This is a genomic window from Nonomuraea sp. N2-4H (genome assembly GCF_045291505.1).
GTDB lineage: Bacteria > Actinomycetota > Actinomycetes > Streptosporangiales > Streptosporangiaceae > Nonomuraea > Nonomuraea fastidiosa.
The window spans coordinates 1,489,189-1,503,853 of the sequence record NZ_CP147987.1 but is presented as its reverse complement, the minus strand read 5'-3'; the positions used below and the strand labels follow the sequence as shown (position 1 = coordinate 1,503,853).

Sequence of the window (14,665 nt, the reverse complement as noted above, 5' to 3'; positions counted from 1 at the left end):
CTGAAGCCGCCCGTACGTGGCCCGCACGCGACGAGTCAGGAGATGCCGTGACCGCAGCCGAGTTCGCCAGGAAGATCCGCAACCGGGAACGATGCGTCGGCTACTGGGTGGTCCTGGACGCGCCCGTCGCCACCGAGCGGCTGGCCCGCCTCGGCTACGACTACGTGGCACTCGACGGCCAGCACGGCTTCATCGGCACCGATGGCCTGCTCGCCAACCTCATGGCGATCGACGCGGGCGGCCGGTCCGCCGGGCTCGTACGCGTGGAGTCCGGCGACCCCGCGATGATCGGCAGAGCGCTGGACTTCGGGGCGGCCGGTGTGATCGTGCCGCTGGTGGACACCGCCGACGACGCCGCCCGGGCGGTCTCCGCCGCGCGTTACCCGGCCGCGGGACGCCGCTCGTACGGGCCTATGCGCTCGATGCTGCGCATCGGGCCGACGCCTGCGGAGGCGGACGAGAGCGTGCTGGTCCTCGCCATGATCGAGACGCCGGACGGGCTGGCGAACATCGAGCGGATCTGCGCCACGCCGGGCCTGGACGGCGTGTACGTCGGCCCGTCCGACCTGTGCCTCGCCGTGGGCGGCCGGTTCCCGAACGACCCCGAGGTCGCCGATGTCTTCGAGGCGGCGCTCGAACGCATCCGTACGGCGGCGGCCAACGCCGGCATCGCGGCCGGCATCCACAACCCGAGCGGCGAGCAGGCGGCACGGCGGCTGGCGGAGGGCTTCACCTTCGCCACCGTCGCCTCCGACCTCCTCCACCTGGAACAGGCCGCCGCCGCCCACCTGAAGACCGCCACCTCCGGCTGACCTGCCCCTCCCCTCCTTTCCGCGCCAGCGCCCTTTCCCCTCTAGCGCCCTTTTCGCACCAGAACCCGGCCGTACCGAGAACCGCCGCGCCTCCGCCATTCCGCGCTCCGAGTCGCGGCGCCCCTCAGCCGTCGCGCCCTCCGCCGCCAGGAGCGGCCTGCCACCGCGCCCCCTCCGCCGACGGGAGGTGATCCACCGCCCGCACACCCTCCGCCACCAGGAGCGGTCCACCGTCGCACACCCTCCGCCGCCAGGAGCGGTCCGCCGCCGCGCACCTGAAACGCGCCGTGCACGGCTCGCGCCATCCGGAGGCGAGCCACTGCACCTCCCCTGCCTGTGGAAGGAGGAGGTGCAGTGACGGCCCTTGACGTGAACGCGCGGATTCGCGTCAGGCGGAGGCTGTGCCACGCAGTGGAGAACTCGCTCCTGTGCTGTGCGAGGAAGGTGATGGACGGCGCTCGGCGTGGATACTCGGAAGCTGGGCGGCAGGTAGACCGGTGGCCCGGCAGGGCGGTAACTCGGCAGGGCCGGCAGCCCGGCGGCCGGTAGCCCGGCAAGGCCGGTAACCCAGCACGGCCAGCAGCCCAGCACGGCCGGTAACCCAGCACGGCCAGCAGCCCAGCACGGCCGGTAACCCAGCAAGGCTTGTGGCCCGGGAGAGCCGGTGGGCCGACCAGGGGCGGTGGCGGACCAAGGCCGAAACCAGCGCCCAGCCGGGGACCGAGACCAGCAGCCAGCCGAGGCCGAGATCAGCGGCCTGCCGAGGGCCGAGACCGATAGCCTGCCGGGGGCCGAGACCAGCGGCCAGCCGAGGGCCGAGACCGATAGCCTGCCGGGGGCCGAGACCAGCGGCCAGCCGAGGGCCGAGACCGATAGCCTGCCGGGGGCCGTGGTTTCGGGTGCGGGGACCGAAGCCGGCCTGTCATCGGCCCGAAGCGCGCCGCCCTTTCTCGCACGTTCCGAACCGTCTCATCCCCCGGTCCGTCTCACGCGTCCCGCATCGTCTCACGGGTCTCCCACCGTCTCACGCGTCCCGCGCCTTCCCACGACCACCGCACCCGCAGCACTCGTGCCATATGGGAAGTTTTGACCATAAAGCGAACTAAATGGCGGCGCTCCGTGTATAGGCGGTTTCTGTCCGGGTAGCGCCGAGGCATTGGCTCCTCGGAGGAGGAAACCGTGGACATCAACCTCGGCCAAGGCATATCGGACGCCTGGCGGTCAATAGCGACGTTCGTTCCCAAGCTGGTCGCGTTCCTGGTGATTCTCATCATCGGGTGGATCGTGGCCAAGGCTCTGGAGAAGGTCGTCGACAAGGTACTCGATCGGGTCGGTTTCGACCGGGTGGTCGAGCGCGGCGGGATGCGGCGCTGGTTTGAGCGCAGCAAGTACGACCCGAGCAGCCTGATCGCAAGGATCGTCTTCTACGCGATCCTGCTGATCACCCTGCAGATAGGCTTCAACGTCTTCGGGCCCAACCCGGTCTCGTCGTTGCTGGCGGCAGTGGTGAGCTGGCTGCCTCTCGCCATCGTGGCCATCGTGATCATCGTGGTGACGGGCGCCATCGCCAAGGCCGTCAGGGACATCCTGTCCGGCGCGCTCGGCGGCCTGTCGTACGGACGGTGGATTGCGACCGCGGCGGCGGTGTTCATCTGGGCGCTCGGCATCATCGCGGCGCTCAACCAGATCGGCGTCGCCACGGCCGTCACCACGCCGGTGCTGATCACCGTGCTGGCCACCATCGGCGCGATCGCGGCCATCGGCGTCGGTGGTGGGCTCGTCCGGCCGATGCAGCAGCGCTGGGAGCGCTGGCTGGGCCGCATCGAGGCGGAGGCTCCGCAGGCCAGGGCGCACGCGGAGGCGTACCAGCGCGGGCGGGAGGACGCTCGCGCGATGAGCGGCGAGGAGACCGAGCCGATGCGCACCACGCCGCGCGGCGGCGGCGCCACCCGCTCGGACATGCCGCCCGGCTGACCCGGCGCACGCAGGCGCTCCAGCGCCCTCGGCGTCTCCGGTGCCCTCGGCGTCTCCGGCGCTTCCGGCGCCTCAGGGCGTCTTCGCGCAGCCTCGCCGGCGGCGCCACCGGCACGAGCCCCGGGCGATCCGCTTGGGGCACGTGCCGCGCCGGGGATCAGGCCGGGTGGCCGTCCTCCAGGAGGCCCAGCTCGCGGGTCAGCCAGCACACCGCGGTCAGCCGCAGGGACGCCGCGTCGGGCTCGCCGGTGTAGGTCCAGCCGCGGTGGCGAAGCTCGTCGAGGAAGCCGAGCAGGTAGTCGCCCAGCGTCTCCCGGTCGAGCGGGATGGCGTCGCGCAGTGCCGCGGCGTGCTGGTCGATCGCGGCGACCAGTCCGGGGTCACTGCCCATGCGGGCGAGCTGGGCTTCGCCCAGGGTGTCCATCAGCCAGCGCAGGGGCGAAACCGCCCATCCATCCTCGAAGACCACCCGCACACTTTAAAGCATTGTTCAAGGTCAGCCCCCTGAAGGGCCAGCTGGTCGCCGCTGCCGGCGAGCGTCACAGTGGCGGCCTCCAAGGGAGGGACGGAAGGAGGTCAGCCCCCTGAAGGGCCAGCTGGTCGCCGCCGTCGGCGAGCGTCACAGTGGCGGCCTCCAAGAGTGGGACGGAAGGAGGTCAGCCCCCTGAAGGGCCGGCGCGACGCTGTGCGGGTCGCTCTCCGGAGGCGTCGTGACGGGGGTCTTCGGGGATAGGACGAAGCGGTCAGCCCGCCCGAGGTGACCGCCTCCTAGAACGGCAGCCCGACGTAGTTCTCGGCGAGCGTCGTCGCGGCGGCCTCCGACGAGGTGACGTAGTCCAGGTACGACAGCTGCAGCCGCCGTGCGTACGCGTCGTCCTCGTCGAAGGTGTGCAGCAGCGTCGTCATCCAGTACGAGAAGTGCTGCGCCCGCCACACCCGCTTGAGGCAGGTCTGCGAGTACGCGTCGAGCAGCTCGGTCGTGCCGTCCTTGAAGTACGCGGTGAGCGCCTCGGTGAGCACCCGCACGTCGGCCACGGCCAGGTTGAGCCCCTTGGCGCCGGTGGGCGGGACGATGTGGGCGGCGTCGCCGGCCAGGTAGAGGCGGCCGTACTGCATGGGCTCGGCCACGAAGGAGCGCATGGGCGTGATGCCGCGTTCCAGGATCTCGCCGGTGGCCAGCTCGAAGCCGGGCACGGTCTCCAGGCGGGCCTTCAGCTCGCCCCAGATGCGCTCGTCCGGCCAGTCGTCGAGCCGCGCGTCCGGCGGCACCTGGAGGTAGAAGCGGCTGATGGCGGGCGTACGCATGCTGTGCAGGGCGAAGCCGCGCTCGTTCCTGGCGTAGATGAGCTCCTCGGAGGAGGGCGCGACGCGGGCGAGGATGCCGAGCCAGGCGAAGGGGTAGTTACGCTCGTAGATCGTCAGCACGCCTTCGGGGATGGACGGCCTGGACACGCCGTGGAAGCCGTCACAGCCGGCGATGATGTCGCAGTCGAGCCGCTCGCCCCCGAAGGTCAGGTACGGCCGCTCCGAATCCACGTCGTGCACCGCGACGTCCTCGACCTCGAAGCGCAGGTCACCGCCGGCGGCGAGGCGGGCGGCGATGAGGTCCTTGACGACCTCCTGCTGCCCGTAGACGGTGATGGACCTGCCGGGCACCAGCTTCTCGAAGGCGATGCGGTGGCCCGCGCCGCCGTACCTCAGCTCGATGCCGTGGTGCGGCAGGCCCTCGCGCAGCATCCGCTCGCCGACGCCGGCCTCGACCAGCGTGTCCACCGTGCCCTGTTCGAGCACGCCGGCCCGCACCCGGCGCTCGACGTACTCGCGGCTGCGCTTCTCCAGCACCACGGAGGAGATGCCGCGCAGGTGAAGCAGATGAGACAGCAGCAGTCCAGCAGGACCTGCACCGATGATCCCGACCTGAGTTCGCATGAGGGAAAGCATGGTGGTTCGAGGTGATCTATCCGAGAGGCCCCTTCCACTGAGCGGAAACGCGGTGCAGGATCGTGAACATGTCAGGCGGTTCCCGCGAGGCTGGGCGCTCGGTGACGTCCAAGGTCCTGGCCATACTCGGCGCGTTCGACGCGGCGCATCCCCAGCTCACGCTGACCGAGCTGGCCCGGCGCAGCGGGCTGCCGCTGAGCACCGCGCACCGGCTGGTCGGCGAGCTGGAGGCGTGGCGGGCGCTGGGGCGCGGGCCGGACGGCCGGCTGCGGGTGGGGCCGCGGCTGTGGGAGCTGGGCCAGCTCGCGCCGAACCGGCTGCAGGAGCTGGCGCATCCGTGGCTGCAGGAGCTGTTCGCCTCGACGGGCGAGAACGTGCACCTCGCAGTCAGGGACGGCCTCGAGGTCCTGTACGTGGACAAGGTGTACGGCAGGCGGGCGGTGCCCATCGTGTCGCGGATCGGCGGCCGGCTGCCGATGCACCCGACGGGCGTGGGCAAGGCGCTGCTGGCGTACGAACCCGACTGGTTCGTCAAGTCCTACCTGGCGCGCAAGCTCGAACGCCCCACCCCGCACACGATCATCGAGCCCGGCCGGCTGGCCAGGGAGCTGACGGCGGTGCGGGCCCAGGGGTACGCGCTGACGTACGAGGAGATGACGCTCGGCTCCTGCTCGGCGGCGACCCCGGTGCTGGTGGACGGGCGCGCGGTGGCGGCGCTCGGCATCGTGCTGTCCTCGCGGCGGGCCCGCGAGCTGCCCCGGTTGGTGGAGCCGCTGCGGGCCGCCGCCGCCGGGATCGCCCGTGCGCTGTCATGAGACGGGTTCAGAGCTTCTGGATGCGGTCCCTGAACAGGGTGGTCGCGATGGCCGACCGGTGCGGCTGCCCCTTGAGGAACGCCTGCGCGAAGCTCTTGGCCTGGTCGTAGGAGACCTTGCCGGGCATGGGCGGCTCGTTCGGGTTGACGTCCACGTCCACCAGGGCCGGGCCGTCGTGCGCGAGCGCCTGGCCGACGGCGTGGGCGACGTCCTCCGATTTGGACACCTTCGCGCCGAACCCGCCGCACGACCTGGCCCAGGCCGAGAAGTCCGCCTCGGGCTCGGCGTAGCGCACGCCGTGCTCGGGGAAGCCGAGCACCATCTGCTCCCACAGGATCTGGCCGAGCGCGTTGTTGTTGTTGATGATCACCTTGACCGGCAGCCGCTGCTGCACGGCGGTGAGGAACTCGGCCATCAGCATGGAGAAGCCGCCGTCGCCGACGTAGGCGATGACCTGCCGGCCGGGGAAGGCGTGCTGCATGGCGATGGCGTACGGCAGGCCGTTCGCCATCGAGGCGAGCGTGCCCGACAGGTAGAACTCGCGCTCGCCGCGGATCGTCCAGTGGCGCGCCGCCCAGGTGGCGACGGTGCCGCTGTCGCAGGTCAGGATCGCGTCGTCGGTGGCCAGCTGGTCCAGGATGGACATGACGTACTGCGGGGCGATGGGCTCGCGGTCGGGGTTCTCCAGCGCCTCCATGTCGGCGCGCCACTTCGCCATCATCTTCTGGTACTTCGCCAGGTGGCCGCGGTCCTTGCGGGCCAGCAGCGGCAGCAGCGCCCGCAGCCCCTCCTTGGCGTCGCACACGACCGGCACGTCGGTCGCGATGCGCGCGCCCGCCCTGGTCGGGTCGGCCTCGAACTGCACCACCCGGGCGTCGCGCGTCTCGGGCAGGAACTTCGAGTACGGGAAGTTCGTGCCGACCATGAACAGCACGTCGGCGTCGTCCATCAGCTCCTCGCTCGGCCGGGTGCCGAGCAGTCCGAGCCCGCCCGTCGTGTACGGCGAGTCGTCCGGCACGACCGCCTTGCCGGGCAGCGTCTTGACGATCGGCGCGCCCAGCGCCTCGGCCACCTCCAGCACCTCCTGGCGGGCGTGCAGCGCGCCCTGCCCGACCAGCATGGCGGGGCGTTCCGCCCGGTTGAGCACCTCGGCCGCCCACTCCAGGTCCTCTTTCCTGGGCAGGCCGGACGGCTGGAGGTAGACGGGCGCGGTCTCGGGTGCGCGGGCGGGTGCGACGTTCCGGTACGGGTCCCAGCCCTCCTCCGCCACCTGGATGTCGTTGGGCAGCGCCAGGTGGGCGACGCCGCGCCGCGCGTAGGCGGTCCTGACGGCGAGGTCGACCAGCGACGGGAGCTGCACCGGGTTGGTGATCATCATGTTGTACTCGGCCACGTCGGCGAACAGCTTGTCCAGGTGGACCTCCTGCTGGTAGCCGGTGCCGAGCACGGAGGTCTCCTGCATGCCGGTGATGGCCAGCACGGGGTGGTGGTCGAGCTTGGCGTCGTACAGGCCGTTGAGCAGGTGGATGGCGCCGGGGCCCGAGGTGGCCAGGCAGACGCCGATGCGGCCGGTGGCCTTGGCGTAGCCGGTGGCCATGAAGGCGGCGGCCTCCTCGTGGTGGACGAGGACGAAACGGATCCGGTCACGGTGGCGGCGCAGGGCCTCCATGACGCCGTTGATGCCGTCACCCGGAAGCCCGAAGACGGTGTCGACTCCCCATGCGGCGAGGCGTTCGACCAGCGATTCCGATGCGATACGAGCCATGGGACGCGCCCTACCCCGCCCGGAGGACGACATACGCACTGATCTACGGACATTTCTCCATGTGGGCGGGTAGGGGGCCGTCATGCGCATACTGGTCACGGGAGCCACCGGCACACTCGGCGGGGCGCTGGTACCCGCCCTGCTCAAGGCGGGGCACGAGGTGCGCGCGCTGAGCCGGGCCAAGCGGGAGGATCGCGGCAGCGTCGAGTGGATCTGGGGCGATCTGATCTCCGGCAACGGGGTCGAGGAGGCCGTCGAGGGGGTGGACGCGATCGCCCACCTCGCCACCAGCGGCCGCAAGGGGCGCGGCGCGGTGGACGTGCCCGGCACCAGGGCGCTGCTGATCCTGGCGCGCGCGGCGGGGGTGCCGCACGTGCTGTTCACCTCGATGGTCGGCGCCGACAAGGCCGCGTACGGGCACCTCCGGCACAAGCTGGAGGCCGAGCGGCTGGTCATGGAGAGCGGCCTGGGCTGGACGATCCTCCGCACGACCCCGTTCCACCAGTGGCTGCACCGCAGGCTGAGCGACCTGTCGTCGCTGCCGGTGCTGCCCGTGGACCGCTCGCTGCCCTGGCAGCCGGTGCACACCGGCGAGGTCGCCACGCGGGCCGCCGCACTGCTCAGCGCCTCGCCGGCCGAGCGGGAGATCGAGTTCGGCGGGCCGCAGGTGATCGACACCGAGGAGCTGGTCACGGTGTGGCTGCGGTCCTCGGGACTGCGCCGGCCGTGCGTTCCCGTACGGTATCCGGGCCGTCTGTACGCCGCCCAGCGAGCAGGCGCGCTGCTCACGGATGCCGAGCCCAAGGGCGAGATCGGCTGGCGCGACTACCTGCTCCCGCCCGAACCGATGCTGTCCGACGACTTCGCCACCGAGCACACCGCCTCGCCCACGAGCCCGGCGAACCAGCCTGAGCATGACCCCGACCTGCGCGTTTACGGGGGCGACGAGGGTTACGAGCGTCAGACACGCAGCTAGTGGTTTGTCCTGTTTCATTACACTTCGCCGACTTGTTGGTCTGGCGAGTGGTACTGGACAATGTGTCCGGTGATGAGAGGCATCCCGCTGACCAGAGACTTCGCCAACGGCGGCGTCTCCTTCTGGTACCGGCAGATCGGCCTGCCCGCACGGCGGCCCGCGCTGCCCGGCCCCCGTGACTACGACGTCGCCATCGTCGGCGGCGGCTACACCGGCCTGTGGACCGCGTACTACCTCAAGAAGGCCGACCCCGGCCTGCGCATCGCGATCCTGGAGAAGGAGTTCGCCGGGTTCGGCGCATCCGGGCGCAACGGCGGATGGCTGTCGGCCGAGTTCGCCGGCTCCCGCAAGCGCCACGCCAAGGCGCGCGGCAAGCAGGCCATGATCGATCTGCAGCGGGCCATGTTCGCCTCCGTGGACGAGGTCATCGACGTCACCCGCGCCGAAGGCATCGACGCCGACGTGCACAAGGGCGGGCTGATCCACGTCGCCACCAACCCGGCGCAGCGGCGGCGGCTGCGCGCCGAGGTCGCCGACCTGCGCCGCTGGGGCTACGGCGAGGCCGACATGCGCATCATGGAACGTGCCGAGCAGCGCGAGCGCGTCCAGGTGGCGGGGGCGATCGAGGCCGCGTACTCGCCGCACTGCGCCCGCATCCAGCCCGCCAAGCTCGCCGTCGGGCTCGCCGCCGTCGTGGCCGGGCTCGGCGTGGACATCTACGAGGACACCACCGTCACCGAGATCCGCCCCAGGAACGGCGGCGGCAAGGCGACCGCGCTCACCACCCGGGGCGACGTCACCGCCGAGTACGTCATCCGCGCCACCGAGGGCTTCACCGCCAGCCTCCACGGCCAGCACCGCCAGTGGCTGCCGATGAACAGCTCGATGATCGTCACCGATCCGCTGCCGCCCGACGTGTGGAAGCACATCGGCTGGCAGGGCAGCGAACTGCTGGAGGACGAGGCCCACGCCTACGTCTACGCCCAGCGCACCGCCGACGACCGGATCGCGATCGGCGGGCGGGGCGTGCCGTACCGGTTCGGCTCGCGTACCGACCGGCGCGGCGTCACCCAATCGCAGACCGTCGCGCTGCTGTGGCGGATGCTGGTCAAGCTCTTCCCCGCCGCCGTGGACGTGCCGGTGGCGCACGCCTGGTGCGGAGTGCTCGGCGTGCCCCGCGACTGGTGCTCGACCGTGCACCTCGACCACGCCAGCGGGCTCGGCTGGGCCGGCGGCTACGTCGGCAGCGGCGTCACCACCACCAACCTGGCCGGGCGTACCCTGCGCGACCTGGTGCTGCGCCGCGACACGCCGCTGACGCGGCTGCCGTGGGTGGGCCGCCAGGTGCGGCAGTGGGAGCCCGAGCCGCTGCGCTGGATCGGCGTGCAGCTCATCTACGCGCTGTTCCGGGCCGCCGACCGGCACGAGAACGAGCGCGGCACCCGGACCTCGCCCTACGCCCACCTGGCGAACTTCATCGCCGGCCGCTGAACGCGCGGGCACGACCCGGGTCCGCCGGTCGGCCGGAGGCCGCCGGTCCGCCTGGCCTGGAAGCCTCCGAAGCCGCAGACACCCGCAGGCCGACCGGAGGCCGGCTTGCCGGCCTCCGGACCCGCTCCGGTCAGTCCGAGGCGCCGCGCCAGGGGTCGTAGTCGACCTCGAGCGGCTCCTGCGGGGGCCGCTCGCCTTCGGGCACGTGCTGCAGGTTGACCCGGATGCGGTACCAGACGCTGCTGCGCCCCCGCATGCCGTCCACCAGCACATCGGCGGGCTCCAGGTGGGCCGCGGCCTTCGGATGGCGGGCCTTCCACCGTTCGAACCCGGCCATCGCCTCGTCCTTGTGCTCGGCCCTGGCGATCTCGATCAGCGGCTTGGTCTGCCGCCTGCGCCCGGTGCCCTTGGGCGGCTTGGGCGGCGGGCCCAGCTCCTCGGCCAGCGCGAGCAGGCCGTCGAGTGAGCCGGGGTGAAGGTCCATGTCCTCCCAGGGGTCGCCGCGCTCGGCCAGCCGCGCCGGCACGGTGTCGATCGTGTACGCCTCAGGACGGCAGCCCGGCACCTCGTCCCACGTCAGCGGCGTGGAGACCCGGGCGTCCTCGACCGCCCGCACCGAGTAGGCGGAGGCCACCGTGCGGTCGTAGGCGTTCTGGTTGAAGTCGACGAACACCCCGTGGCGCTCCTCCTTCCACCACCGGCTGGTCGCCAGGCCGGGCGCGCGCCGCTCCACCTCGCGGGCCACCGTCTCGGCCGCCTTGCGCACCTGCGAGAACGGCCACCGCCGCTCGATGCGGGCGTACACGTGGAAGCCTCGCGAACCCGACGTCTTGGGCCAGGCCACCAGCCCGTGGTCGGCCAGCACCTCCCGCGCCACCTGCGCCGTGGCCAGCACGTCGGCCCACGCGACGCCCGGCACGGGGTCGAGGTCGATGCGCAGCTCGTCGGGCCTGGACAGGTCGTCGGAGCGTACGGGATGGGGGTTGAGATCGACGCAGCCCAGGTTGACCACCCACAGGAGCTGCGCGAGGTCGGTGCAGACCACCTCCTCGGCGCTCAGCCCCGAGCGGTACTTCAGCTCCGCCACCTCGATCCAGTCGGGCCGCTTGGCCGGGGCCCGCTTCTGGAAGAACGCCTCCTGCTCGATGCCGTGCACGAAGCGCTTGAGCACCATCGGCCGCCCGTGGACGCCCCGCAGCGCCGCCTCGCCCACCGCCTGGTAGTAGCGGACCAGGTCGAGCTTGGTGTGCCCGGTCCGCGGAAAGACCACCTTGTCGGGGTTGGTGATGCGGACCGCACGCCCGGCGACCTCGATGTCAGGCATACGGTCACCATACGCGCGCCCACCGACAACCCCCGGGAAGGCGACACGGGCTCCTAAGCGGGGAAGGCGCCGTGGCGGCCGGCGCCCGCCGCGAAGCGGGCCGCGCCTTCGGAGGCGTCCGGCAGCGACATCAGGCCGTGGCGCAGCTCGTTCCGCATCGCCTCCTCCTCCGTCAGCCCCTCCTGCTCCAGCACCGACATCCGGTCGCCGCGCAGGCACGCCTGCGGGAACCGGGCGATCTCCGCGGCCAGCTCCTCGGCGTGGCGCCGCGCGGTGCCGGTGGGGACGAGCCGGTTCGCCAGCCCGATCTCGTACGCCTCCCGCCCGCCGACCGGCCGTCCGGTGAGGATCATGTCCATGGCTCTCGAGGTGCCGATGAGCCGCGGCAGCCGTACGGTGCCGCCGTCGATGAGCGGCACGCCCCACCGGCGGCAGAACACCCCGAACACCGCGTCCTCCTCGGCGACCCGCAGGTCGCACCAGAGCGCGAGCTCCAGCCCGCCCGCGACGGCGTGCCCGGCGACGGCCGCGATGACCGGCTTGCCGAGCCGCATCCTGGTCGGCCCCATCGGCCCGTCGCCCTGCTCGGCGACGCGGTTGTCGAGCGCCTTGAGGTCGGCTCCCGCGCAGAACGTGCCGCCCTCGCCCCACAGCACCGCCACGCTGGCGTCACTGGCCTCGAACTCGCGGAACGCGTCGGCCAGCGCGTCGGCGGTCTTGCGATCGACGGCGTTGCGCGCCTCCGGCCTGCTGATCACCACGGTGGTCACCGGCCCCTGGCGCTCCACGCGTACGGTCATGTGACCCTCCTCGGGGATACGTGCCTCGGAGAACGTGCCGAGCGTACGCCCTCACCCCTCTCCCGCCCAGCGCCCACTTCGAAGCGATTTTTCAGCCGAAAGCCGTAAATAGCCTCCAGACTTCCGTTTGGTTTAGAAGAAAGAGCCTGCGAGATAACGCGAAAGGCCATCACTTTGCCGTTCCTTGGTGCAATGATGTGCGCCATGCCGTCAGCGAACCATGACGCTCTCGTCAAATTGATGACCGAACGGCCGTCCCTGGCAGTGGAGTTGCTGAGCAACCTCAAGGGCGTGCGCTTGCCGGAGACTCCACTCGTCCGCGTAGAGAATCCATCCTTCAGCACTCGTCGCTCTGAGGACATAACGGCCGATCTGGTGCTCATCATGGGCGGGCCCGAACACGCCTTTCACGCCGTCATCGTGGAGGCCCAATTCGATCGCTCTAAAGAGCCCAGGCAGCTGGCCCGCTACGCCGCCGCGCTGTGGCTCATGCAGCGATGCGACGTCACGGTCCTCGTCATCTGCCCGAATCGGAAAGATGCGGCATATTACGCTACTCCTATCGAATCCGGCCTCACCGGCTATCGTCTGCAGGCCCAGGTTCTCGGACCTGACGACATACCGCCCATAATCGACCCAAAACTGGCAGCTGAGCACCTCGAACTCGCGGCCCTGTCTGTCATGATGCACGGCCGAAACCGCAAGGTCGTGGAGACATTCACCGCAGCCATCCGCGACAGCAAAGACGAGGACAGGCCGAAGTACTATGAGTACGCCTACAACATGTCCGCGCCTGAGACTCGGCAACTCATGGAGGAGATTCTCATGTCATCCACTTATTGGCCGGTCTACAGCCCCTTCGCGAAAGAGCACTTCGGACGCGGAAAAGCGGAGGGCAAGGCCGAGGGGAAGGCCGAAGGGAAGGCCGAGGGCCTGGCGAAGGGCATTCTGACCACTCTGGCCTTCCGAGGGCTGGAAGTCACAGACGACGTCCGCGCCCGCATCTCCTCCTGCACGGACCTGGCCCAGCTCGAAGCCTGGCTGAACCGTTCCTACACCACCCCCACCGTCGAAGCGCTGTTCGGCGAAGACGGCGAGACGGCGGGCTCAGAGGGTGACCGAGCCTGCTAGGAGGGTGTCGAAGGGGTCGGTGGCGGGGCGGTCGAGGCCGCGGAGTGGGCCGGGGTCGGTGAGGTGGGTTTCGGCGTAGAGGCGGGCGACGAGGGCCTTGCGGTCGTCGTCGATGCCCCACGTCGCCTGGTTCTCCAGCAGCGCGGCGGCGTACACGTCGGCCATGAACTGCGCCAGCGGGTAGAGGCGGGCCTCGGCGGTGGCGCGGTCGAGCCCCGACCAGACCTCGATGGCCTTGGCGAGGTCCTCCACACGCGCCTGGACGAGGTCTGAGGTGGCGAGCGTGCGCAGGTGGGCGAGGAAGGGCAGGTGGGCCTGCTCCTTCTCCATGGCGCGCCGTACGTCGAGGCAGAGGATGTTGTCGCCGCCCTCCCAGATGGGGTTGACCTGGGCGTCGCGCAGGAGCCTGGCGACGGGCCACTGTTCGATGTAGCCGTTGCCGCCGTGCACCTCGATCGCGTCACTGGCGGCGGTGACGCCGAGGCGGGAGGCGCGCAGCTTGATGAGGGCGGGCGCGAGCCGCAGCCGGGGCCCCACGTGCCCGTCGAAGACCATGGCCTGCGCGGCCTCGACCTCGACGATCAACTCGCTGAGCTTGCGGCGCATCAGCGGCTGCTCGATGAGGGGCCTGCCGAACGCCTCGCGGGCGGAGGCGTAGCAGACCGACTCGACGAGCGCGCGCCTGGCCACGCCGACGCCCATCATGGCGACGCCGAGCCGCGAGGTGTTGGTGAGCTTCATCATGGTGCCGAGCCCGGAGCCGCCGCCCGCGGGGTCGGCGAGCAGGAAGGCCTCGGCGCCGGTGAGCTCGACCTCGGCGGACGCCACCGATCTGGTGCCGAGCTTGTCCTTGAGCCGCCGGATGCGTACGCCGTTGCGGCTGCCGTCCCGCCGCTCCCACAGCACCAGGAACGGCGCGACCGCCCCCTCGGGCAGCCGGGCGAGCACGACGAAGGCCGAGCCGCCCGCGTTGGAGGCGAACCACTTGAGGCCGTCCAGCAGCCACGCGTCGCCGGCGGGCGTGGCGGTGGTCTCCAGCGCGGCGAGGTCGGAGCCGCCGGTCCGCTCGGTGAACATCTGGGCGGCCTCGCCGGAGTAGTAGCCGTTGGCGAAGATCTCCCTGACCCGGTCGCGTACGTCCGGGGGCGCGTGCTTCTCGGCGAGCGAGACCACCATGTCGCCGCCGGTGCCGAGCGCGCAGCCCATGCCGATGTCGGCCTGGTCGAGCAGGTACGTCCAGGCGGCGGCCAGCGCGGCCGGGTCGGCCCCGTTCGCACGGGCCTGTTCGGCGAAGGCGGGCGAGGTGAAGTTGTCGGCCATGAGCGCGTCGCGGGCGGCGTGGAAGGACGGCGGCGTGACGACCTCGCTGACGTCCCTGCCCCACTTGTCGTACTTCTCCAGCCGCGGCGGGTTGCGGTCGGTCTCCTCGGCGCAGCGCGCGATGAGGCCGCCCATCAGCTCGCCGAGCCGGTCGAGGTGCGGCTCGGCCCAGGCGTAGCCGTCGCCGAGCAGGCGGCGCATGAGCAGGCGGAGCGTGGGGTCGCAGCGCCACCAGTTGCGGCCCTGCGCGCCCTGGTAGCGCTCGGTGGCGTAGCGGTCGCTGTGGTCGTACGGCTCGACGAGATACCGGCTCATA

General features: G+C 71.2%; 12 protein-coding genes. 6 read left to right on the top strand and 6 right to left on the bottom strand.

Going from position 1 to position 14,665, the window contains the following annotated elements:
- The first annotated feature begins 47 nt into the window (after positions 1 to 47).
- Together WBK31_RS06835 and WBK31_RS06830 are read left to right on the top strand one after the other, a co-directional pair.
- Positions 48 to 812: an HpcH/HpaI aldolase family protein gene (locus tag WBK31_RS06835; RefSeq protein WP_406674493.1), complete on the top strand. Its 765-nt coding sequence runs from the start codon at positions 48 to 50 to the stop codon at positions 810 to 812.
- 1,179 nt (positions 813 to 1,991) lie between these two features.
- Positions 1,992 to 2,786: a mechanosensitive ion channel family protein gene (locus tag WBK31_RS06830; protein ID WP_378784256.1), complete on the top strand. Its 795-nt coding sequence runs from the start codon at positions 1,992 to 1,994 to the stop codon at positions 2,784 to 2,786.
- A 157-nt stretch (positions 2,787 to 2,943) separates the two neighbouring features.
- On the opposite strand, the gene WBK31_RS06825 is transcribed toward WBK31_RS06830, so the two are convergent.
- Both WBK31_RS06825 and pobA read right to left on the bottom strand, forming a co-directional pair.
- Positions 2,944 to 3,255 carry a DUF6401 family natural product biosynthesis protein gene (locus tag WBK31_RS06825; RefSeq protein ID WP_364066503.1) on the bottom strand — a complete coding sequence of 104 codons (312 nt, stop codon included), beginning with the start codon at positions 3,253 to 3,255 and terminating at the stop codon, positions 2,944 to 2,946.
- A 299-nt stretch (positions 3,256 to 3,554) separates the two neighbouring features.
- A complete protein-coding gene (pobA, locus tag WBK31_RS06820; protein WP_406674492.1) occupies positions 3,555 to 4,715 on the bottom strand; it encodes a 4-hydroxybenzoate 3-monooxygenase in 1,161 nt (386 codons plus the stop codon).
- A gap of 80 nt (positions 4,716 to 4,795) precedes the next feature.
- Here pobA and WBK31_RS06815 point away from each other — a divergent pair, with 80 nt between their 5' ends.
- Positions 4,796 to 5,542: an IclR family transcriptional regulator gene (locus tag WBK31_RS06815; protein ID WP_378784258.1), complete on the top strand. Its 747-nt coding sequence runs from the start codon at positions 4,796 to 4,798 to the stop codon at positions 5,540 to 5,542.
- 7 nt (positions 5,543 to 5,549) lie between these two features.
- Here WBK31_RS06815 and WBK31_RS06810 read toward each other — a convergent pair whose 3' ends face one another.
- Positions 5,550 to 7,307 (bottom strand): thiamine pyrophosphate-dependent enzyme, encoded by a 1,758-nt coding sequence (locus WBK31_RS06810; RefSeq protein WP_378784260.1) that lies wholly within the window; start codon positions 7,305 to 7,307, stop codon positions 5,550 to 5,552.
- Positions 7,308 to 7,389: 82 nt separating this feature from the next.
- Here WBK31_RS06810 and WBK31_RS06805 point away from each other — a divergent pair, with 82 nt between their 5' ends.
- Both WBK31_RS06805 and WBK31_RS06800 read left to right on the top strand, forming a co-directional pair.
- Complete coding sequence (locus tag WBK31_RS06805; RefSeq protein ID WP_364066514.1) at positions 7,390 to 8,283, top strand: NAD(P)H-binding protein; 894 nt, start codon at positions 7,390 to 7,392, stop codon at positions 8,281 to 8,283.
- Positions 8,284 to 8,355: 72 nt separating this feature from the next.
- Positions 8,356 to 9,774 (top strand): FAD-dependent oxidoreductase, encoded by a 1,419-nt coding sequence (locus WBK31_RS06800; RefSeq protein ID WP_364066517.1) that lies wholly within the window; start codon positions 8,356 to 8,358, stop codon positions 9,772 to 9,774.
- A 130-nt stretch (positions 9,775 to 9,904) separates the two neighbouring features.
- On the opposite strand, the gene ligD is transcribed toward WBK31_RS06800, so the two are convergent.
- Both ligD and WBK31_RS06790 read right to left on the bottom strand, forming a co-directional pair.
- Positions 9,905 to 11,098: a non-homologous end-joining DNA ligase gene (gene ligD / locus WBK31_RS06795; RefSeq protein WP_364066520.1), complete on the bottom strand. Its 1,194-nt coding sequence runs from the start codon at positions 11,096 to 11,098 to the stop codon at positions 9,905 to 9,907.
- Positions 11,099 to 11,151: 53 nt separating this feature from the next.
- Positions 11,152 to 11,898: a crotonase/enoyl-CoA hydratase family protein gene (locus WBK31_RS06790; protein ID WP_378784264.1), complete on the bottom strand. Its 747-nt coding sequence runs from the start codon at positions 11,896 to 11,898 to the stop codon at positions 11,152 to 11,154.
- A 240-nt stretch (positions 11,899 to 12,138) separates the two neighbouring features.
- Here WBK31_RS06790 and WBK31_RS06785 point away from each other — a divergent pair, with 240 nt between their 5' ends.
- A complete protein-coding gene (locus tag WBK31_RS06785) occupies positions 12,139 to 13,029 on the top strand; it encodes a hypothetical protein (protein ID WP_378784265.1) in 891 nt (296 codons plus the stop codon).
- On the opposite strand, the gene WBK31_RS06780 is transcribed toward WBK31_RS06785, so the two are convergent.
- On the bottom strand, positions 13,006 to 14,664 hold the full coding sequence (locus WBK31_RS06780; protein ID WP_406674491.1) for an acyl-CoA dehydrogenase family protein: 1,659 nt from the start codon (positions 14,662 to 14,664) through the stop codon (positions 13,006 to 13,008). The two genes, WBK31_RS06785 and WBK31_RS06780, sit on opposite strands and share 24 nt — an antisense overlap.
- Position 14,665: the final 1 nt, after the last annotated feature.